Annotated in this window: 20 protein-coding genes; 10 read left to right on the top strand and 10 right to left on the bottom strand. The window is 41.0% G+C overall.

The features are described from left to right. Positions 1-80: 80 nt before the first annotated feature. The 5 genes from kaiC (at position 81) to ACFFRD_RS22770 (ending at position 6,567) form a co-directional block, all read left to right on the top strand. A complete protein-coding gene (gene kaiC, locus ACFFRD_RS22790) occupies positions 81-1,643 on the top strand; it encodes a circadian clock protein KaiC (RefSeq protein WP_163927353.1) in 1,563 nt (520 codons plus the stop codon). A gap of 103 nt (positions 1,644-1,746) precedes the next feature. Then, positions 1,747-3,936 carry a TolC family protein gene (locus tag ACFFRD_RS22785; protein WP_392477604.1) on the top strand — a complete coding sequence of 730 codons (2,190 nt, stop codon included), beginning with the start codon at positions 1,747-1,749 and terminating at the stop codon, positions 3,934-3,936. Between the two features lie 324 nt (positions 3,937-4,260). Further along, complete coding sequence (locus tag ACFFRD_RS22780) at positions 4,261-4,638, top strand: hypothetical protein (protein WP_012409408.1); 378 nt, start codon at positions 4,261-4,263, stop codon at positions 4,636-4,638. Positions 4,639-5,014: 376 nt separating this feature from the next. After that, complete coding sequence (locus tag ACFFRD_RS22775) at positions 5,015-5,521, top strand: hypothetical protein (protein WP_179074905.1); 507 nt, start codon at positions 5,015-5,017, stop codon at positions 5,519-5,521. Between the two features lie 266 nt (positions 5,522-5,787). Further along, positions 5,788-6,567, top strand: a complete 780-nt coding sequence (locus tag ACFFRD_RS22770; RefSeq protein ID WP_392477601.1) for a photosystem II S4 domain protein — start codon at positions 5,788-5,790, stop codon at positions 6,565-6,567. 368 nt (positions 6,568-6,935) lie between these two features. On the opposite strand, the gene ACFFRD_RS22765 is transcribed toward ACFFRD_RS22770, so the two are convergent. From ACFFRD_RS22765 to ACFFRD_RS22745, 5 genes are all read right to left on the bottom strand, one after another. After that, positions 6,936-7,712 (bottom strand): SDR family NAD(P)-dependent oxidoreductase, encoded by a 777-nt coding sequence (locus ACFFRD_RS22765; protein WP_392477599.1) that lies wholly within the window; start codon positions 7,710-7,712, stop codon positions 6,936-6,938. Between the two features lie 177 nt (positions 7,713-7,889). Further along, positions 7,890-8,447 (bottom strand): hypothetical protein, encoded by a 558-nt coding sequence (locus tag ACFFRD_RS22760; protein ID WP_392477597.1) that lies wholly within the window; start codon positions 8,445-8,447, stop codon positions 7,890-7,892. 774 nt (positions 8,448-9,221) lie between these two features. Continuing rightward, the gene (locus ACFFRD_RS22755) at positions 9,222-9,827 is read right to left on the bottom strand and encodes an exopolysaccharide biosynthesis protein (RefSeq protein WP_392483144.1); all 606 of its coding nucleotides are present in this window, start codon (positions 9,825-9,827) and stop codon (positions 9,222-9,224) included. Positions 9,828-9,906: 79 nt separating this feature from the next. Further along, positions 9,907-10,791: a lipid kinase gene (locus tag ACFFRD_RS22750; protein WP_392477595.1), complete on the bottom strand. Its 885-nt coding sequence runs from the start codon at positions 10,789-10,791 to the stop codon at positions 9,907-9,909. Between the two features lie 600 nt (positions 10,792-11,391). Next, positions 11,392-12,897, bottom strand: a complete 1,506-nt coding sequence (locus ACFFRD_RS22745) for an ABC transporter permease subunit (protein ID WP_392477593.1) — start codon at positions 12,895-12,897, stop codon at positions 11,392-11,394. Between the two features lie 86 nt (positions 12,898-12,983). Between ACFFRD_RS22745 and ACFFRD_RS22740 the strand changes: the two genes are divergently transcribed. Then, positions 12,984-13,748, top strand: coding sequence for an amino acid ABC transporter ATP-binding protein (locus tag ACFFRD_RS22740; RefSeq protein WP_114082490.1), 765 nt, complete (start codon positions 12,984-12,986; stop codon positions 13,746-13,748). Positions 13,749-13,959: 211 nt separating this feature from the next. Here ACFFRD_RS22740 and ACFFRD_RS22735 read toward each other — a convergent pair whose 3' ends face one another. Then, positions 13,960-14,160, bottom strand: a complete 201-nt coding sequence (locus tag ACFFRD_RS22735; RefSeq protein WP_114082491.1) for a hypothetical protein — start codon at positions 14,158-14,160, stop codon at positions 13,960-13,962. Between the two features lie 183 nt (positions 14,161-14,343). Then, a complete protein-coding gene (lipB, locus tag ACFFRD_RS22730) occupies positions 14,344-15,036 on the bottom strand; it encodes a lipoyl(octanoyl) transferase LipB (protein ID WP_392477590.1) in 693 nt (230 codons plus the stop codon). Positions 15,037-15,654: 618 nt separating this feature from the next. On the opposite strand from lipB, the gene hpf reads away from it, so the two are divergent. After that, entirely contained in the window at positions 15,655-16,299 is a 645-nt protein-coding gene (hpf, locus tag ACFFRD_RS22725) for a ribosome hibernation-promoting factor, HPF/YfiA family (RefSeq protein WP_114082493.1), read from the top strand. A gap of 76 nt (positions 16,300-16,375) precedes the next feature. Here the strand turns inward: hpf and ACFFRD_RS22720 are convergent, their stop codons facing one another. Then, complete coding sequence (locus ACFFRD_RS22720) at positions 16,376-16,834, bottom strand: peroxiredoxin (protein ID WP_392477588.1); 459 nt, start codon at positions 16,832-16,834, stop codon at positions 16,376-16,378. A 118-nt stretch (positions 16,835-16,952) separates the two neighbouring features. Between ACFFRD_RS22720 and ACFFRD_RS22715 the strand changes: the two genes are divergently transcribed. Further along, entirely contained in the window at positions 16,953-18,080 is a 1,128-nt protein-coding gene (locus tag ACFFRD_RS22715) for an acyltransferase family protein (RefSeq protein ID WP_392477586.1), read from the top strand. 552 nt (positions 18,081-18,632) lie between these two features. Further along, positions 18,633-19,340 carry a CAP domain-containing protein gene (locus ACFFRD_RS22710; protein WP_392477584.1) on the top strand — a complete coding sequence of 236 codons (708 nt, stop codon included), beginning with the start codon at positions 18,633-18,635 and terminating at the stop codon, positions 19,338-19,340. 143 nt (positions 19,341-19,483) lie between these two features. Here ACFFRD_RS22710 and ACFFRD_RS22705 read toward each other — a convergent pair whose 3' ends face one another. Together ACFFRD_RS22705 and ACFFRD_RS22700 are read right to left on the bottom strand one after the other, a co-directional pair. Continuing rightward, positions 19,484-20,866: a carotenoid oxygenase family protein gene (locus tag ACFFRD_RS22705; protein ID WP_392477582.1), complete on the bottom strand. Its 1,383-nt coding sequence runs from the start codon at positions 20,864-20,866 to the stop codon at positions 19,484-19,486. Further along, on the bottom strand, positions 20,867-21,433 hold the full coding sequence (locus ACFFRD_RS22700; RefSeq protein ID WP_392477580.1) for a PadR family transcriptional regulator: 567 nt from the start codon (positions 21,431-21,433) through the stop codon (positions 20,867-20,869). A gap of 397 nt (positions 21,434-21,830) precedes the next feature. Here ACFFRD_RS22700 and ACFFRD_RS22695 point away from each other — a divergent pair, with 397 nt between their 5' ends. Next, positions 21,831-22,244 carry a hypothetical protein gene (locus ACFFRD_RS22695; protein ID WP_392477577.1) on the top strand — a complete coding sequence of 138 codons (414 nt, stop codon included), beginning with the start codon at positions 21,831-21,833 and terminating at the stop codon, positions 22,242-22,244. The last annotated feature ends 85 nt before the right edge of the window (positions 22,245-22,329 follow it).

The following is a 22,329-nucleotide window of genomic DNA, read 5'->3' as shown; positions in this document are numbered from 1 at the left end:
GTTTATAATTAGTCTGGAAAAATTGAGTACAAATTTTACTAATAAAACAACAGTTTTTAATACCCTTTTATTATCAAGCAATGAGTCAAAACGAGCAAGTAGAACCCAATAAGACACCAAAAAATGGGGGTGTAGAAAAAATTCGCACGATGATTGAAGGGTTTGACGATATTAGTCATGGTGGTTTACCAATTGGTAGAACTACCTTAGTTAGTGGCACTTCAGGTACAGGTAAAACTTTATTGTCTCTCCAGTTTCTATATAACGGTATCACCTATTTCGATGAAGCAGGTGTATTTGTTACTTTTGAAGAATCACCCAGCGATATTATTAAAAACGCCCATGTTTTTGGTTGGAATTTACCCCGCCTAATCGAAGAAGGCAAGTTATTTATTCTTGATGCATCTCCCGATCCAGAAGGTCAAGATATCGTTGGTAATTTTGATCTTTCTGCACTCATTGAACGCTTGCAATATGCCATTCGCAAATACAAAGCTAAACGAGTTTCAATTGACTCAATGACAGCAGTATTTCAGCAGTATGAAGCAATGGGAGTAGTACGACGCGAGATTTTTCGCTTAGTAGCACGCCTCAAAATACTGAGTGTCACCACTGTAATTACCACAGAGCGCAGTGAAGAATATGGCCCCGTTGCTTCTTTTGGAGTGGAAGAATTTGTTTCTGATAATGTAGTAATTGTTCGCAACGTCTTAGAAGGAGAACGCCGCCGTCGCACAGTTGAAATTCTCAAATTGCGCGGCACAACTCACATGAAAGGTGAGTATCCCTTCACAATTACTAATGAAGGAGTTAACATTTTCCCATTAGGAGCAATGCGTTTAACTCAACGCTCATCTAATATCAGGGTATCTTCTGGTGTCAAAATCTTAGATGAAATGTGCGGTGGTGGTTTCTTTAAAGATTCTATTATTTTGGCAACAGGAGCCACAGGTACTGGTAAAACCTTGTTAGTAAGTAAGTTTATTCAAGATGGCTGCCTGAATGGAGAACAGGCAATATTATTTGCTTACGAAGAATCACGCGCCCAACTATCTCGTAATGCTTCTTCTTGGGGAATTGATTTTGAAGAATTAGAGGAGCAAGGTTTACTAAAAATAATTTGTACCTATCCTGAATCAACTGGTTTAGAAGACCATTTACAAATTATTAAATCAGAAATTGCTGTCTTTAAACCAGCTCGGATTGCTATTGATTCATTATCAGCATTAGCTAGAGGAGTGAGCAATAATGCATTTAGGCAGTTTGTAATTGGTGTAACGGGTTATGCTAAACAAGAAGAAATTACTGGTTTCTTTACCAACACAACTGACCAATTTTTAGGAGCGCATTCGATTACTGACTCTCATATATCTACGATTACCGATACAATTCTAATGTTACAGTACGTAGAAATTCGTGGAGAAATGTCGCGGGCAATTAACGTATTTAAAATGCGCGGATCTTGGCATGATAAGGGCATTCGCGAGTATAATATCACTGCTGACGGGCCCGATATTAAAGATTCTTTCAGAAACTACGAACGGATTATCAGCGGTGCTCCTACTCGCGTTAGTATCGATGAAAAGGCGGAACTTTCTCGCATTGTTAGACGTTTTGAAGACAAACAGAGTTCCGAACCCTAAATTTAGTATCGTAGTATATTCTTTCCTAAATTTAGTATCGTGCTATATTCTGTGGTGAAGAAAGGTTTTCTGCCGCTAGATTGATTTTCGTGTGAGGGATGCGGTGAAAGGACAGCAATTATTCTATAGCTTCTTGCCTGGTGTCACGGCAGCGGTTTTAACAACTCAGCCTGCTTGGGCTGGTACTGTAAAACTAACTGGGGTACAGCTGGCTTCTTCTCCTAGTGTTTTGACTTCTACTTATGGTCAAAGCTCGGTTGTGGATATGATGAATACGCAATTGCCGCATGGTGCAAATGTTAGTGTTCCAACCCTACTACCTGGTTTTGGTTTTACCAAACTTAGTATGAAGCCTTTAAGTAATAACAGTATTCCAGTATTTACGGCTGGAAATACTGTTGTGCCAATAAAACAAGTACTTAAGAAAGATGAAGGTAGATTTGTCAGTTTGACACCTACCTCTAATTCTTCCCAACAGCTAGATGTTAGCCGTTCTGCTCAAAATAACCAAAAACAGAGTAACTCAAGCATTTCTGGGCAGAAATCAGAGAGCATAGTAGTTCCCAACTACACTTCAAAACCTTCTTCTGTCCAAAGAAAAATTTTACCCCTGTCTTCTGCACAGCAGCCAGTGGTTAAAAAGAAAAATGCTGTTACTGAGTTGCAAACATTTTTACAAACTTCAGCTACAGGTGGAGAATCAGCAAAACTTTTGTCAGCGCCAAGATGCCCACAGGAATCAGGGAAAAGCAAGACTAATTCCTCAGCGGCTTTGCTACTGGCTTCAAACACCTGTTTACAACAAAATGCTATTGGCCGCATTGCTCAGAATAATACCTCAATTCCGGCAAATTCGACACAGGTTCCCACTGTACCAGGAACCGTAACTCCTGCACCAGGAGATTCAGTACAACCTTCCACTGTGCCGAGAACCATAACTCCTGTGCCATCAGGGCCGGTGCAAGTTCCCGATAACTTGATTCCTAGCTCAAATCCCTTGCAGTTTCCTACAAAACCGGAGGAAGTGAGACTTCAGGGAAATCAGCCAATTACTTTGGCACAAGCTCTGGAGCTAGCACGGCGTAACAATCGGGATTTACAGGTGTCTATTTTGGAGCTAGAACGCAATCGAGCGGTTCTACGTGAGGCACAAGCTGCTTTATTGCCAACTCTGGGAATTAGCGCTGATATTACTCGTAGTCAGTCTGCCAGTAGTCAGCTCTCGTCGAAACTCCAAGAACAACAGACGGGTATCTCATCGCCAGATGAAGCTGGTACATCTTTTTCCGGTCAAGCACAACTGTCATATAACATCTACACTTCTGGAAGAGTGCAAGCTAGCATCAGAGCGGCTGAAGAACAGGTACGTTTCAATGAATTGGCTGTAGAAACTCAGTCTGAGACAATCCGTTTGAATGTTGCCACTGACTACTACAATCTGCAACAGGCGGATGAACAAGTACGTATTGCTCAGTCGGCTGTGCAAAACTCCGAAGCTAGTTTGCGTGATGCGGAAGCTTTAGAGCGAGCTGGGGTTGGTACGCGGTTCGATGTGTTGCGATCGCAGGTGAATTTAGCAAATGCCCAACAAGATTTAACTAATGCTAGATCCCAGCAGGCAATTTCCCGTCGTCAATTAGCAACTCGGATAAGTTTGCCGCAGGGAATAAATATTAGTGCCGCCGACCCTGTACAATTAGCTGGTCTTTGGAACCCAACGCTAGAACAAAGTATTGTGCTGGCTTATCAAAATCGCCCAGAATTGCAACAGCAGTTGGCACAACGCAATATCAACGAACAACAGCGTAGACAGGCTCTTGCAGAACTGGGCCCTCAAGTTAGTTTGGTAGGCAGTTACAACCTACTAGATCAGTTCGATGATAGTGTCAGCATTACTGATGGTTATTCATTAGGAGTTAGAGCAACCATCAATTTGTATGATGGGGGAGCGGCAAGAGCAAGGGCCGCTCAGTCCAAAGTTAATATTGCGATCGCAGAAACTCAATTTGCTGAACAGCGCAACCAAATTCGCTTTCAGGTAGAACAAGCCTATTCTACCCAGCAATCTAGTTTGGAGAATGTTCAAACCTCTAACACCGCTTTAGAACAAGCTAGAGAAGCTCTACGTTTAGCACGTTTGCGATTCCAAGCTGGTGTAGGGACTCAAACTGATGTCATTAACTCTGAAAACGACCTCACAAGGGCTGAAGGTAATCGAGTCACAGCAATTTTGGATTACAACCGTGCTTTAGCTCAGTTACAACGGTCTGTTACCCTCAGAGCGCTACGCTAGTACTACTGACTTAACCTCTCAATTAAAAATTCTGAAAGCCTCATTGAAAGATGAGGCTTTTTAGTAAAAAAGATGCGGAATTTTGCCTCTCTACACGCCTAAAATTCCCACTGATAAGCCATAACCTAATTAAATATCAGTCTTTGTGGGGCGGGCAACATGAACGCTCTCTAGATGAAAATTAAATATGGCAGAGTTTAATTCTTAACTGAACCTTCTCACAGAGATTTTGAATTTTGAAAGTGTCGCGAAAACGCATAACAGGAATTTTGTGAAATGATGTAGCATAACTGAATGTTCGATTGCTAGCCTTGTCAAAGACTCATGACTAAAGTAACATCTCAAGAAATTGCACAGTTTCGCTCTCAATTGGCTGACGATCCTAGCGATATGGAAGCGCTGGATTTGATTGAAGACTGTGATGGAGATTTAGAAGATGCGGCGATGACGCTAGCTATTAGAGCAGGACAACAACCAGAAAGAGCAAATTCTGAGTGGTTAGATGCCTTGGCTAGAAAATGGCGTGTGGTTATTTGCGAACAAGAATACCGGGAAGATTTGCTTAATACTTCACCTCAAAAGATGATGGAACATCTAAAAGCAATGCCGACATTTCCCAAGATTTTGGCAACGCCAGTTTTGATATATGTCCTCAAACAAGGCGTAAACAATTTTTGTGAGCCACTAGATTCGCTCAAGTGAGCAGCCCACATATATTTAACTAATGCTTAACTTGCGCGATGCCTGCGGTGGTCACTGAGCGCAGTCGAAGTGCGGGCTACGCCTACGCGATTTGTAGTTGAGTTTAATACAGACCTAAGCCCCAATCCCTTCTCTACAATGGAAGGGAAGTAAGAATCAATACTTTTTGGGTTTTGGGGGAAAGGGGAAAGGCAAAGGGTTTGAATTTACCTTTCCTCAGACCAAAAGAGAGATTATTGGGTTTATCCGAAAAGTATTGGAGTAAGAATCAAAGCCTTTCCCAACTCCAAACTCTTACCCAATGTAAGATCGATTCGACCAAGACTGATACGCTGTTAATTAAGGCAAAACTTATATTAGACAAATTGTAAAATCAATGAATTACCTTGTTGCCGTATTACCAGACCGCATTCAAGCCGAAGCTGCTTACTTAGCTTTAGAAGAAGAAGGCATAAACAGTACTATCCTTGGGAAGGGCTATAAAACGGCTGACGAGTTTGGCTTAATTGACCCCAAAGACCAAGCCAAAAAGCAAGCACAACTGATGGCAACCTGGCTGATACCATTTGGCTTTTTTGCAGGTTTTACATTCAGCCTCATCACTGGTTTAGATACTTTTGCCTGGGCGGGTGAAGTTGGCAATCACATCGTTGGCGGACTGCTGGGTGCTGCTAGTGGTGCTATGGGTGGTGTAGTTGTGGGTGGCGGAGTCGGTTTACTCATCGGTGGTGGTGATGCCTTGCCTTATCGAAACCGCTTAGACGCGGGTAAATACTTAGTTGCCGTTCAAGGCTCTGAAACTCTGACTCGGCAAGCGACCCGAATATTACGTCAGTTTGATCCAGAAAATATCCAAGGTTATGCTGACACAAGTAGCGTGTGACAAAAAATCCTGGTTTACGCATTACAACACACAGGATTTACTTTTGAAGCGGTAAAAGTACTGGTCAATTTTGCCTTTACTGGGCGAGAACTTAAAAGAATTATCGCTCATTCTCTAGACGATCGTGTTGCCTCGATTTGAATTTTGAAAAAACTAGGAATGCAACAAATTCCTAGCAATGGGAACCTGCTGAAATGGGAATTAAAGTTAGAATCAAGACAGTTATAGCAGTTTAATTCTCAATTCCTAACTCATAAATTTTAAGAATGTTGCCACGAGAAGAACTTTTAAAGGGTGTTGAAAATCGAGATAGTGTAGCTCGTGTAATTGATCAAGCGGAACAAGCTATCAAAACTTGGGAAGTGGTTTTGACAGATTTTCTATCTCCCCCAGAATTAGCGGAAATTCAACGGGTGTTTAACCGATTAACAGAAGTGGAATTAGTTGCGTGGGGCGGATATCCCCAAGCTGAACGCCAAAGAATAGCGATCGCTCGTTCAGAACTTCCCCTAGATCAATCTCAAGTCAGCCTTGTCGCCGTGGAAATTGCTGGTAACTTCTTGTTTGATACCGCCTCTCACCGCGACTTTTTAGGCGCAATGTTGGGAACAGGAATTGTTCGTGAAAAGACAGGAGACGTTATTGTCTTGGGAGAACGAGGGGCCCAGGCGATTGTTGCCCCAGAGTTAGTAGAATTTTTGGAAATGAGTCTTAAGCAGGTGCGATCGGTTCCTGTGAAGACTCAGCAAATTGAGATAACTGAATTAAGGGTTCGGGAACCAAAGAAAAAAGAACTAACTACTGTGGAGGCTTCTTTGCGGTTAGATGCGATCGCATCTGCTGGTTTTGGTATGTCCCGCAGCAAAATGGTTGACTTCATTGATGCTGGTGATGTCCGCGTTAATTGGAAGGAAGTTACACAAGCTAGTTCTCAAGTCAAATCAGGTGACTTAATCGCCATTCGCTCTAAAGGGCGTTTAGAAGTTGGGGAAATCGCAGTTACAAAAAAAGACCGTTACCGAGTCCAATTAACAAGGTATATGTAATCAGTAATACCAATTTAATATGAAGCTGCACTAAAGAGTAACTCTCTATTCTTGGCGCTCTTCTCTTCGAGACGCTTCGCGTTCACGTAGTGTCTCGTAGAGAAGGCGTACTTGGCGGTTCGTTTAATATTCTATGCATCTTCATACAGAATTGGTATGAGGAGTTAAGAGTTTTAAATTCACCAGTTTCTTTATCCCCCAATTCTTAACTCCTAAGAGGATTTTTGAAAAGTCTACCCTTATATTCAGATCCCCCCTACCCCTCCTTAAAAAGGATGCAATAACCTTCTCAAAGTCCTCCTTTTTAAGGAGAATTTTGGAGGATCTCAAGTCTTGAATACCTCAGTAACCACTTTTAAAACAACCTCTTAAGCTTTAAAGTGTTTTGCTAATATATTCAGCAGAAGTTTGCGCGGTACGAGGCGAGATAATTTGCTTCTAATTTGAGTGCTAGTATCAGAACTAATAACAGTTGGATAGCCTTTTTCCAAAGCATCTAAACATTCCCAAACAACTTTTTCGGAAGAATACACTTTATCCGTACTACTTGCCAGCGCTGGAGGAAAATTAGCTTCCGCAAAAAAATTTGTTTCTATTGGCCCTGGACAAGTAACCAAAATACGGACACCATATTGACGATTTTCTGCCCATAGTGCTTCACTAAAACTGAGAATAAAAGCTTTACTGGCAGCATAAACAGAAAGGTATGGTATCGGTTGAAATGCGGTAATAGAGGATACGTTAATAATACTTCCAGACCGTCGTTGCCGCATCAAGGGTAGAAATTTATGGGTTAAATCTACCAATGCTAAAACGTTTAATTGTACAATTTTAATTTGTCTTTCTCCATCCCCTTCGGCAAAGTCACCATAGTAACCAAAACCAGCATTGTTGATTAATAAGTCAATAGTTAATCCCTTTGCTTTAGTGCCATCAAATACAGTAGCAGCGGCATTAGGTTCCGTGAGGTCTTGGATTATAACGTCTACTTGAATTTTGTGTTGTTCTTCTAGTTGTTTAGCTAATTGACTTAGTTTCTCTTTGGAACGAGCTACGAGTACAAGATTTGTCTTGCGTGCAGCTAGTTCCTGAGCAAAAGCTTTACCAATCCCACTAGATGCACCAGTAATTAAAGCAGTTGGCATTCTAGATATTTAGATAGTTTTTAAGCAGCTTATAAATCTTACCTATGCTGGCTATAAGTTTTAACTACCTAAAGTGATATACCCAAAAGGGTAAAATCATCACTTAGTAATGAATAAGGGTCATGTCCCAAATAATGATTTTTCTCATAGCGATTCAAATTTATTTTGGATTGCTAGCTACCATTTTTCAGACCAATAGATTATTTCTGAGGCCGAACTATTAATAGCGACACCATAGCTATCTCCATGATTCCATTTGAAGCCAGGTCTGCCTTTGTCGTCTGCATTTAATACTAGTATTTCATAAGTAGCTGGAAAAGATTCTGTAGAAGAGTCACTGGTGTAGAAAAAAGTTGTCGGCACACCGTTAAGTTGATTTATGTGGTCGTTTGTGTTACCACCTCTATATTTGTACTTTGCACTATTTCTGTATTGTGACAGTAATTTTTCTATCTTATTTGGTGGCTGTTTCAGCCTAATTTGAAAAAAAGTACTTCCTTGCAAAAATTCTGGAGAGTAAGCAATACGAACATCTTTAGCATCAGTAGGAATCTGATTAGGAAAATGTTTTACTCGATCATTATCAGACCATAGCTGATTACGAATTTCTTTGTAGCGTGATGTATCAGTTATTATTTTAGGCTCGCTAGTACTGCTAAAAGCTGTTCTCATAAAAAAGCTTCCCCCTACAATACAAAGGCTAGCAAGGGCTAATAGAAATGGCGATCGCTTCATGAAGTTGGGTGCGTCTAACTTTCATAGTCATATACCCAACTAATAAACTAAATTCGTACTATTGCGGATATAGCATCAGAGATATTAACAAAAACTTTGCGTATTTAGGTAAAATTGAGGATATTTGTAAAATTACTGTGAAGCTAGTCAATGATTATCTAGTCAAAAACCGCAGGTTGTCCTCGTTCAGACTAATACTAGTTTTAGAGCTAACGAAATCAATTCCACTGTTATCCATTTTTTTCAATTCTTCCTGATGCAACAAGAATTAAGGCGGATATATAAATAGTAGATGCACCTTAATTAAATCATAGTCCTCCGCTTTTAGCTGAGGGCTTTTTTTAATTAAATTTATAATTTAAAAAAATAAATCTGTTGAGAAACCTAATTTTCCCGGATATAGGAATTAATAAAGCGGATTAATAAATGGTAGATGCACCTTAATAAATTACAGCCCTTAGCTTAACGCTATGGGCTTTTATTATTTAAATATAGTTTTTAATCTGTCGATAAAATAAATCTGTCAAAAAACCTAATTTACCCGGATATAGCAATTAATAAAGCGGATTAATAAATGGTAGATGCACCCTAATAAATTACAGCCCTTAGCTTAACGCTATGGGCTTTTTTGTTACTTATAGTTTTTAATGTGTCGATAAAATAAATCTGTTAAAAACCTAATTTACCCGGATATGAAAACCAATAAAGCGGATTAATAAGTGGTAGATGCACCCTAATAAATTACAGCCCTTAGCTTAACGCTATGGGCTTTTATTATTTAAATATAGATGGCAGTAAACTGGGAGCTAACCATACTGCATAACCAATAAATCCAAATAGCAAGGTAATTAAGACAGTAACGCCGTAGCTGATGCAAATTAATAAACCGTCAGATTCGATGGTGGCAACAGTCAAAAGTAAAATACCTATAGTGGGGATAGGATTTGTAAACGGAATTGGTAATATTAAAAATATTGTTAATAAAGAGATACAAAACCCATTAATTCGCCAAATCAAAGGATTATGGGCTATTTTTGCCAATCGGGGACGGGCTATTTTGTGTAAAACTTTGGTAAGATGTCCCAAATTTTGTAAAAGTAACTCGGCAAAGGGACGAGGAAACTTGTAGTTAGCGATTCTTTTTGGCAGCCAAGGCGATCGCCTCCCTAAAACCATTTGCGCTGATAACAGTAAACAAGCACCACCAAAAGGGCCAGTTAATCCCGGTGGCATAGGAAATAAAAAAGGCAAAACTAATAATGTAATCACCAGGCTGAATCCTCGTTCTGAGGTTTCTGCCAGAACATCACCTAGAGTAAGCGGTTGTTCCGCTAGGCGTTGTAACAGGGACTTTATATCTTGAGAAAATCTCAGATGCATTTGGCGTGAGTTGATGCGACTTCCCACATTTTTAGCAGAGGGAAATAGAGTAAGTGGAGGAGATGAGGGAGAATAACTCCTAACTCCTAATTTCTGGGGGTGCTAAAACAGCTATAGCTTTAGGTATAACCCTAAAATGAGCCGGTGTGTAAGTAGTAATTTCACCATCTGTATTGATAGGCCGGGGTTTGCGAGTATATACTTTTATTTCTTGACCTTGAAGAGAACGTACACTCTGCCAATGTATATGTCGCCCTTCTCGCATATCAGGGAGCAATAGTATAATCTGCCACCAGTGTTTAATTTCCAAGCTATAGAGGTCTAGCCTTTGGTCGTCTATTGTGGCATCGTCAGCCACTGCCATACCACCGCCGTAATAACGGCCGTTACCTACAGCAATTTGTACTGTTTTTACGCCAACTGATTCACCATTGATTACAATCTCCGCCGTAAAAGGTCTAGCTTCCAAAATGACTTGCAATGCAGTGGCGGCATAAGCAAATATTCCCCAACGACGTTTGACTTCTTTGGTAAGTCGCTGGGTAATTTTTACACTCAATCCTAGACTAGCAACGTTAAAGAAGTGCTTGCCATTCACCCAACCCAAGTCGATATGACGTAAATTTCCATTTGCAATAATTTGGCAAGCTTCGCTGAGTGAATTCGGTATTTCCAAAGTCCTCGCTAGGTCGTTGGCAGTTCCTAAAGGTAAAATTCCCAAGGGCAACTGAGTCTCAACTAAAGCATCTACTGCTGCATTGAGAGTGCCATCTCCTCCACCAATGATTACTAGATCAACTTGATGCTGATAGCGAAATATAACTTCAGCAAGATGTGTTGGGTCTTCTGTAGACTCCTCAATTAAATCAAAGCCGAGTGTTTTCAGATATTCAATCGCTTCCGACAGACTCTTTTGCCCTTGGCGGGCATGACGATTTATTAACAGCAGGGCGCGGGAACTCATGGGTAGTACCTTTTGTAGTTGATATGTCCAATTATCCGCATCTATGTATTCTGCTTTAAGTTGGCTCTAAAAAAGTGTTTAAATTGTTATGATATTCATCAAAATTTTATTTTTTCAATACTTATTATGTTATTGTAAGCAACTTTTAATTTCTCTTTTATCTAGTTTATCTCTATTAGTACTTGCTGTGTTGATACTCAGTAGATATGATTGTTACTCACTAAATGACTGTATTTGAGTATTTTTATTGTTAGTACGATATTTATTACAATTTTATAATAACCAGACAATAATTACAAACAATGCAATATTTATTATTTGTATAGATACATACTTATAGATTAAATTGTATAAATAAATTTTATCCAGGTTGAAACTATTAGCTTTTACAGTATTGGCTGCAAACTTTATATGGCAAAAGCTACATATTTCAGATGGCTGTTGAAAAAGCTCTAGTTTTTAAGCGGTAACGCTACGAGAACAGAATGACAGCAAAAGATCCCTTTAAAACATTGTTTAAACTAGACTTTATCAAAATAGAATTCAGGAGTCAGAATTTAGAAGGATTCTGTACGACTAGCGAGCGAATGAATAAAAAAGTCACCTGTGCCGTTTAACTGGATTCATCCACAGTTCTAAGTGACTAAATGCCTGTGAAAAAAGTAACGTTAAACATAAATAAACCACCGCTACACCTGCATAAATCTCAAAGGCGCGATAGTTATCAGCAACAATTAACTGTCCTTTACGTAGTAATTCTTCCAACCCAATTACAGAAACTAAACTAGTATCCTTCAACAAACTGATAAAGTCATTACCCAAAGGTGGAATCATTCGGCGAAAAGCTTGGGGAAAAATGACATAACTCATCGTTTGTATAGAACTCAATCCTAATGATTGTGCTGCTTCTGCTTGTCCTATTTCAATCGATTGAATCCCTGCACGCACAACTTCGGCAGTGTAGGCGGCGTTATTCAAACTTAAGGCAATTATTCCAGCAGTTAGGCGATCAAAAGTAAATGTAAAACCAAGTTCTTGCGAAATTGCTGGTAAACCAAAGTAAATCATAAAAATTTGCACCAATAAAGGTGTTCCCCGAAAAAAATCTACATAGGCTCTCGCTAGCCAACGCACAGGTGCAATCCGAGAAAGTCGGACAATACCAATTAGGGAACCTCCAATTAAACCAAAAACTACAGAAATTACCGTTAATTGTAAAGTTACCAATGCTCCCTGCAATAAAGTCGGAAAAGCCTGCAAAATTACGGCAATTGAGGTAAATATTTTAGGTGAGCTAGTACTATTCTGGTTTTCAAATGGTGATTTAGTTGGTAGTGATGGCGGTTTGATTTTAAACCATTTTTGGTAAATTTGGGAATAAGTGCCATTTTTTAAGACTCTCTCCAAACCATCATTTATTAATGCCAGGTTTGGCGAATTTTTAGCTGTAGCAATGCCATAGAACTCCTCCGTCAGCAATTGCTGTACTATTTTTATTCCCTGAAGATTGCCCGTATTAATAGCATATAAAGTCACTGGCGCATCATTGATTACCGCATCCACATTACCATTAGCCAATTCTTGTAGGGCTACAGGTGCTGAATCAAAACTACGAAGTTGCACTCCAGGAATACTTTTAGCTTTTGCAGCTCCAGTTGTACCAATTTGGACTGCAATTTTTTTATTTTTGAGACTGTCAAAGCCAGTAATATTTTGATCGTCTGCACGAATTGCGATCGCTAACCCAGCTTTAAAATAAGGACGGGAAAAAGAAATTGTCTTCGCCCTCTCCTCTGTAATCGTGATCGAACTAATTGCCGCATCTACCGTTTTGGCTGCCAAAGCCGGTATCATACCATCAAAAGGCATACTTTGAAAATCTACTTTAAATTTAGCTGCAACTGCGATCGCATTCATCAAATCAATCGAAAAACCCTGTAACTCACCACCTTGTTTTTTAAACTCAAAAGGTGGGAATGCTGGTTCTGTAGCAACCCGCAAAGTTTTTCCCGCACTAGAGTTCACAGCACAGCTAGCCAATAACAAACAACCAAAACTAACAACCACACACCAGCGCAGCCAACCCCCAAAACCAAACTTAGCCATATTATTTTCTCTTACCTCTGCGCTCTCTGCGCCTCTGCGGTTCCTTAAAACCTTACAATCAACTTTAGAGCAGCTTGACACAAGTAATGAACAATACCATCCCCGCAATTATTTTTGACAATATCGAAAAAAACTTTGGTTCCCTAAAAGTCCTCAAAGGAATCACAGGCGAAATCAACCGGGGAGAAGTTGTTGCAGTTATCGGTTCCTCCGGCTGTGGTAAAAGTACTCTATTACGCTGCTTTAATCGCTTAGAAACCATTGACAACGGGCGTTTAATAATCAACGGGATCAACTTATCCCGGCCCACTGTCAACTATAATCAACTGCGCCAACTACGGACACAGGTAGGTATGGTTTTTCAACAGTTCAACCTGTTTCCTCATCTCAGCGTCCTGGAAAATATGACACTTGCACCGCGTAAAGTTCTGGGTAAAACACCCAAGGAAAGCGCCCAACTAGCGAGATTGTATTTAGAGAAAGTTGGCTTACATGACAAAGCATCTGCTTATCCCGAACAACTTTCTGGCGGACAAAAGCAACGAGTAGCGATCGCCCGTAGCTTATGTATGAATCCCCAAATCATGCTATTTGACGAACCCACCAGCGCCCTAGATCCCGAACTCGTCGGCGAAGTTTTGCAAGTGATGCAACAATTGGCAGCAGAGGGAATGACAATGGTGGTTGTCACCCATGAAATGCAATTTGCAAAAGAAGTAGCCCATCAAGTGATATTTTTAGACAAAGGCATTGTGACAGAAAAAGGTTCAGCTTATGAAGTACTGACCAATCCTCAAAGCGATCGCCTGCGTATTTTCCTTAGTCGCCTTCAAGTAATTCGTAATTCTTAGGGAGGCAGGAGGCAGGAGGAATCCCCATAAATAAATTTAGGGGATTTAATAAGGACGCTGTATTTCTTGCGCTGCACGTCTTGAAATATATATTTTTTCATCGGGACTGCCTTTCTTCGGTAATTCGTAATTAAAGGCTTCCTTTAAACTCCTCACTCATTACTTCCCACTCAGCACGGGCTAAATGCCCCGCTACCGCTAACAGCAATAATTAAAGATACTCGCGCAAGAAATCAAAGGGATCGTCTTCCCAACAAGGCTCAGGTATCAGCCAAAACAAACTAGCACTGATGTCGGCTTCAATTTCATCTCCATCGTCTCTATCAAATAGTTCTATTAAAGCTGTCAAATCACGTTCTCTCAGAGACGTTAACGATGGGGTATATACCTGGAAATTATTTGAGTAATTCACGCGCAAAGTTGTGCTTGACAGCCGTAAAAATTTAGTATAGAAATTTGTAAATAATCAGATTTTAGGTTTGACAACCGTAGTTAAATAGTTATTTTGATACTCTTAGATATAGGCTACTCTCATTAGTGTCTCATAATTTCCATAGGGCTGCTATAGTATTTATTACATAAATACAGACTGAATTTACTCAGACCGGAAAAAGTCTTGAGGCTGTGATTCGACTAATTCCACTCCAAATACTTCAGCAAAGCACTGTGCCACATAAAAACGGACTTCTTGGCAAGTAATACCTGGAATCCACTCGGCTAAACTGCCTACAGGTTTATCAGAAATACCACAGGGTACAATGCGCTCAAAGCCTTTCATCTCTGGACAAACATTTAATGCAAAGCCGTGCATCGTAATCCAACGGCTGACTTTAATCCCAATAGCCGCAATTTTTCGCCCTTGTAACCAAACACCAGTAAAAGCCGGAATTCTTTCTCCCTGCAACCCATAAACTCTCAATACGCGAATTATGACTTCTTCGAGTTGGCGTAAGTACCAATGCAGGTCTTTACGATAACGTTGCAGATTTAAAATTGGATACCCCACTAGTTGACCGGGACAATGATAAGTAACTTCGCCACCTCTTTCAACTCGATGCACATCATATTCACCTTGATCAATATCAAATTTGATAAAGTCTGAGTTGCTTCCTTGTCCCAAAGTGTAGACAGGTGGATGTTCTAGCAAAATTAACACGTCATCTAGACTAGGGTCATGGATGCGTTCATTGAGGAGCGATCGCTGCCATCCATGAGCATCTAAGTAAGGCATTAATCCTTGGTTATACAGCAAACAAAGGTTGTTGTGTGGTTCTTTACTACGGATCATGCCAAAAATCAACTGGTATTAGGAATAAAATATATTGCGATTTACAGGATTGCAGTCCAAAAGTGTCAAGATTTGCAAAGGATTTTAAAGGAAAGTCAAGGGAACATGCATTAGAAAATACAAAGTGCTAGTTTGAATATACAACCTCAATAGGTTTTAGGAGGAATTCTCTGCAATAAGCATCATGCCAAGACAATTAAGAACGATGCACTGGCTGATGACTCTAATAATCTTGTTTGCATATTAAAGCAAGATCAACTTCTATAAATACTCGTGTTGTCGATCAACAGAGAGTAAACCTCAACCGGACACAGAAGGAGCAACTATCAACAGTTCTGTAAGCGTTGTTTTAATAGAGAAGACAGTTACGAGAGCTACCGCTCAAATTTCCTTACCAAATAGTTCTATGTGGAAATCCAATTGGATATCAGCGCAGAGATGAGGAGGAAAATTAAGGGTATAATGAGCAAAAACTTAGATGCAGTAAGCTTAAAGATAGCTTACCAGCAGTAGATAGAAACAGTTCACAATTTGTTTTGGCGGGAGTAATAGACCTTACCGCAATTTCTTTTCATACAAAGCAAATTCACACATCAAATATTCAGTGGGAGAGTTTACATGAAGCTTGTCATCCACAGCAAAAATATTGAAATCACCGATGCGATTCGGGAATATGTACATCAAAAGATTGAAAAAGCAGCTAGTCACTTTCAGAGCATCACAAATGAAGTGGATGTGCATCTTAGCGTAGCCCGTAATCCTCGAATTAATACTAGACAAGCAGCTGAAGTAACTATTTACGCTAATGGTAGCGTTATCCGTGCCGAGGAAAGTAGCGAAAATCTATATGCCAGCATTGACTTAGTTGCAGATAAAATTGCCCGTCAACTGCGGAAATATAAAGAACGCCGTCAAGATCAGAAAACTCAGCCCCAACCAACAGAAGTAGTTGTTGCAGAGTCGGTAGTCCCAGATTTAATTGGCGATCGCACTCCCGAATTGCCCAACGAAGTCGTCCGCACCAAATACTTTTCTATGCCACCGATGACCCTTGCAGAAGCCCTGGAACAACTGCAACTTGTGGGACACGACTTTTATATGTTCCGTAATTCTGAAACTGGAGAGATTAATGTAATTTATGAACGCAACCACGGCGGTTATGGTGTAATTCATCCCCGCAATGGTAACGGTCATACTAACGGCAAGAATGGCAAGTCAAGCCACAATAATATTGTCATGCCGGAAAAGTTGCATTCTAAATAGGGAATGGGGAATGGCGAATGGGGCATGGGAAGACGAGGGAGAAATAACCAATGCCCAATTCCCAATTCCCAATTCCCTATTTTGCAATCTGTTGCAAAGTTTTCAATGCTTCTTCAACATGACCTTTAAAGTTAAACATTGAATCAAATACGTATTGCACAACTCCTTGTTGGTCGATGACGTAAGTAACGCGACCAGGGAATAAGCCAAAGGCTGCTGTTGCGCCATATAGCTTCCGTACTTGGTCGCCTTTGTCAGTTAACAGGGTAAAAGGGAGATTATATTTTGCAGCAAATTTTTGGTGAGATTCGCTAGAGTCAGCACTCACGCCGACAACTTCAGCACCAACACTTTTAAACACTTCATATTGATCGCGAAAGGCGCAGGATTCAGCCGTACATCCGGGTGTGTCATCCTTGGGATAAAAATATAGGACAACAGCTTTTGTGCCGCGAAAATCTTGGAGGCTAACTGTTGAGCCGTTTTGAGCAGGTAGAGTGAAATTAGGAGCGGTATCTCCAACTTTGACTGGCATAGCAAGTGGTGGTAATTACTTAACAAAATTTTACCTTGTATCCGAGTATATAAATTTTGCTTGATTAGCTGCATCAGGCGGGGTAGCTTAGATACTCATCAAAGAAAAAATTCCCTTTATGCGCCTGACTTCACTGGATGTTTTTCGCGGCATTACGATCGCTGCTATGATTCTCGTCAATATGGCGGGAGTCGCAGATGATGTATATCCTCCCTTAGCCCACGCCGATTGGCACGGTTGCACGCCAACTGATTTGGTATTCCCTTTCTTTCTCTTCATTGTTGGTGTAGCGATGACTTTCTCGCTGTCAAAGTTCACCGAAGATAACAAACCAACCTCAGCTATTTACTGGCGCATCTTCCGCCGCGCCGCTATTCTGTTTGCCTTGGGATTGCTACTAAATGGCTTTTGGAATCAAGGTGTTTGGACTTTTGATTTGAGTAGCATCCGCATTATGGGAGTATTGCAGCGCATCAGCATTACCTATCTCCTGGCTTCCTTGATAGTTCTCAACCTTCCGCGCAAAGGTCAATGGATACTTGCAGCAGTGATACTCATTGGCTACTGGCTAACGATGATGTATCTACCAGTGCCAGATTATGGCGCGGGAGTTCTAACACGAGAAGGTAATTTGGGCGCTTATATTGACAGGATGATTATTCCCAAAGCACATCTATATAAAGGTGATGGTTTCAAATTTATGGGAGATCCAGAGGGACTGTTCAGTACTATTCCCGCGATAGTAAGCGTTCTAGCTGGCTACTTCACCGGTCAATGGATACGCAGCCAACCTGTACAATCACGCACAAGCATCGGGTTAGGATTATTTGGAGTTGGTTGTTTAATTATTGGTTGGGCGTGGGGCTGGACATTTCCCATTAATAAAAAGCTGTGGACAAGTTCTTATGTAGTCTTTACTAGCGGTTGGGCGTTAATTTTGCTAGCAGCTTGTTATGAACTCATCGAAGTCCGGCTGAATCGTCGCTGGAGTAAACCTTTTGAAATTATGGGCTTAAATGCGATCGCACTTTTCGTTCCATCCGTTTTGTTGATTAAAATCTTAGTAAAAACCACCATCGGCACAGGTAAAGACGCTCCCAGCACCTACAATTGGATTTACCAGAATTTTTTCGCATCTTGGGCGGGAGTTCTGAATGGTTCCCTGTTGTTTGCCCTAGTCATCGTGTTGTTGTGGTGGGGTGTTGGTGTTCTGATGTATCGGCAACGTTGGTTTCTCAAAGTGTAATACTATATCTGGTAAATCACACGTCACTAGTTAATTGCGACTAAAATTAGCGATCGCCTACGGCGGGCGCTTGCGCCATCGCAAGGTTGTTTCGGGCTTGTTTCCCTACACTGAGAAAAGCGATCGCAATAACACTTGTTAGAGCGGACACAATATCAACTCTGCGTTTTACTGTTAAACGCAAATATGCAAATTTTTGATTTGCATTATATTTTCTACTAGCCAATATTATGAATTAATTTACTTCAAAGCAGCCGTAATAAAGTAAAAATATTTTTTTGTAGTTTACGTTTGAGTGTTAACTAGGTTACAACAGGTATTAAGTAATCCTTTTTTAACACTCAAGGAACAAAGAAGATCACAGGGTTATCTATAACTCTTAATAAACTCATTTTCGTTCTTATTAGGCAACTGATAGAAATTCTGATGTCTGACAACAAGCCGTTTCTAAAATTTCGAATAAAGAAGCGTCTAGAAACTTCTCTGTGTGTTGAAAATTATTATTTCTCCTAATTCACTAAATTAATCCATAAAAAAATTGTGAGGTAATGAATGCATCGCATTAAACTTTGGGTACTTTTGCCAGTTACCCTGATATTGGGTTGCTCAAATCAACTATTGCAATCTAGCCCATCTGTGGCAAACTCGAATCCAGCCGTAGTTCAACCAACCAGTCCAACGCTATTAGCAAGTGCGAGTTATCTTTCACCGTTGGAACAACAGGTAATTATTGAAACAAATAAGGTACGAACAAATCCCAAATCATATCTCCCGATTCTGGAAAACTATAAGAAGCGCTTTGAAGGGAACCGAGTCAAAATTTCTAATAATACCTATTTGCGAACTCAAGAAGGAGTCAAAGCAGTCGATGAAGCGATCGCATTTTTGAAATCTGCACGTCCTGTAGGAGCGTTGAGTGCCTCTAAAGGTATGTCTTTAGGAGCAAAAGACCATGTTAAAGACCAAGGCCCAAAAGGTGCTACAGGTCATGATGGTAGCGATGGTAGCAATCCCTTTAATCGCATCAACCGCTATGGTAGATGGGAAACAACCGCAGGCGAAAATATCAGTTATGGCCCAAATACCGCCCAAGATATCGTCATGCAATTAATTATTGATGATGGCGTGCGTGATCGCGGCCATAGAAAAAATATATTTAACGGCGCTTTTAAAGTGTCTGGCGTTGCTTATGGAACTCACAAATCATATAGAACAATCTGCGTAATTAACTACGCTGGAGGTTATAGGGAAAAAACGTAAACGTGAGTTCCACTAATCCCGGATTTCTCATGCATAGTGTAGGCAAAGGGAGAAGAGGAGTGTGGGGAGTTTGGGGAGTTTGGGGAGTGTGGGGGGTAAGACTTCTTCCCCATCCTCCCACACTTCCCACACCTCCCACACGGCTATTCCCCTGCAACCCAAGCACCATGAAATCCATAAGGCACTCGTTGAGGAATTATCACCCGCGCTACAGGTTCAGCCGTCACATCTTGGGCATTCACCACCACTAATTCTGAAGTATTTGAATTCTCATCATGAACAAAAGTCACAAGCCAGCCATCATCCTCAGCAATTGCACCAGGACGCGGCGCAAATACAGCTTCACTACCATAGCGTCCCTGTCCGAATTTGTGGGTTTGTGAATTTCCACTGCTGAAATCGTACTTAATTATACCTTCAAATAATGGTACGGGACTATTTGCAATTTTGTTAGTGTAGCCATATCGGGTTTGCCGCCCCAATAGATTTTCGTTGATGCGGGGAAATTCTGAAGTTACATCGTCCAACAATTCTTCACGCACTCTCCCCGTACTGAGGTTAAATCGCCAGCGATACAAACGCGGGATATTTCCTTCTGGATCGGATTGCGAATCATCAGAAATCAACACGGTAGTAGAACTCATACGACAGGCTATAAGCACTACTTCATCTCCATCTTCGTAAGCATTGAGGGTATGGAAGACGTAGCAAGAGGGGCTCTCAAACCATCGGATATTACTGTTATCACCATGACGTGGTAAGATGCCAAAACGACTGGGGCGATCGCGCTCGAACATCATCACAGGTTCTCCTCGTTGCGATCGCTCGGCGCTAAAAGTCAGAGGCAAATCCATGAAAATGGTGTAGTTTTCAGTGATGGCGAAATCGTGCATCATCACTCCTATGGACAGGTCAATTGGCACTGTCCGCAAAAGTTCGCCTTGTGCTGAGACAACACTATATTGCAGGTATGGTGGCGTAAATACAGAGTAGCCAAAGAAGATCATCTCGCCCGTCACCGGGTCTACCTTGGGATGAGCTGTGAAGGCAGAGATTAGTTTCCCATTGTAGCTATACTCGCCAATGGTTTCTAGTTCAGGAAGCTTGATGGCGTGAGGTTTACCACTTTCGTTCAGCGCCAACATCTGACCCGCGTGCCATACTAAGGCAGTATTGGCAGTATTTTTGCGGGGGCCGTGGGGATTATCCATTCGCGGTGGTTCTAAAAGCCCACTCCACAAAGCCTTACCCGCTTCTCGTTCTTTTTTCCATCCGGCTGTCTGGACGTAGCGGTTACGATAAGTGGCTACGCCGTTGCTAATTTGCACACCATGTAGCATCCCATCTCCGTCAAACCAGTGATATTGACCAATGGGTGTCCATTGAGGGTTAGGGCCATTCCGTACAAACATCCCCGATAAATCAAGGGGTAATTCACCGATGACTGGCAATTTGTCGGTGGTGATTTCTTCATGGATTGGAGCAAAATTGCGATCGAGATAAGGATTTACTGCTATTGTTGGCATTTATAAAATTTGGTACTGTGATGGATATGGCTTTTGGTGAGCGATAACATTAATCGCTGTCTTCAACCAATTAATATAAGTCTGTTCTCTTCTGATTAACAACTCCAGCACCAGCCTTTGCATTACCTGCTCACGGTTGGCAGAATCATCACCAAGTGATGGCAAATCAATGATTTCGCATTCAGCAAGCTTTTTGCTTCGAGCCGCCAATTGTTGTTCCAGTAGGTGAATGATTGCTTCATTCGATAACTGATCTGCAAAATACAACTGGACTAGCATTGGTTCTCGTAAAGTTGGTAACGGCTGATGAGTCCCAAGCCATTGGGCAAATTCGGCTTTCCCTAGCTCCGTCACAGTGTAGACTTTGCGATTGGGGCGATCGTGCTGAATCTCAATCGTACAGGTAATCCAGCCTTGCTCAACTAGCTTATCGAGAGTTCTGTAAATTTGTGCCTGGTCTGCTGGCCACAAATGGGCAATACATTGATCAAAGCAGCTTGTTTTAAGGTCGTAGCCCGTCATTTCTTGCTGCTGAAGAAGACCTAGAATTACGTATGCTAGGGACATTAGGACTGTTTTCCCATAATTGACATTTTCTCACTAGGTTCTATAACTATCTACTTCTTATAAGTTTATGCTAATATATGATTAATCTGATATAAGATGTAACGGTTATAAAAAGATATGTTGATTTTTATACGTCTTAACAAGGAAACCGAATAGATTAACTGAGTGCAGATGGCTAATAGTACTGTTTGCACAAGACAATGAGGGATGTGGCGATATATCTTGACTGTCGATCTAGGTAGAGTGTCTTGGAGAGAAAGTTGGAGCGGCAAGCGTCTATGCATCGCTACGGTATCACTCAACAAGCCAGTTCTTCGCTACAGTCTATTGGCGCTCAATACTGATGCAGCAATTATTTAAGCCATTGAAGACTATTGTAACGAGAGGATGATTAACATTGACTTCTAACACACTTTCACAAAGAATACGTCAACATCAATATCTGCGTGATTTACGAAATAAATTACTCCATCTTCATAAGATGTTGTTGGAAACAGAACGCATTGCCTATGAACAGGTTAGTGGACGAGTATCAAGCGGAGAATTACTTCAGTTAGTTATCGCTCATGAACAATTTGCTTGGCTACATCGCATCTCTGAGGTAGTTGTGCAAGTTGATGAAATGCTCGAAGCTGATGAACCGATATCTTTGGAAGATTTTGAAAAGTTGATTACTGATGTCCGCACGCTGATTATACCTTTAGAGACAGGTAATACCTTCGAGAGAAAGTATTACAATGCTCTCCAGCGCGAACCATCTGCTGTGTTGGCACATGCAGAAATATCAAGGTTTCTCATGTCTAAAGTTTAAGTCATTCCCTGTCACTCCGACAGGGCATGACTTGGGGTAAAATCCACTGGTATCAGAATAACGAGCTTTGCGATCGCTAAATGCT

Origin of the sequence: Nostoc sp. C110 (assembly GCF_043099725.1) — a bacterium.
Taxonomy (GTDB): Bacteria; Cyanobacteriota; Cyanobacteriia; order Cyanobacteriales; family Nostocaceae; genus Nostoc; species Nostoc muscorum_A.
This window is presented reverse-complemented; position numbering and strand designations above follow the sequence as displayed.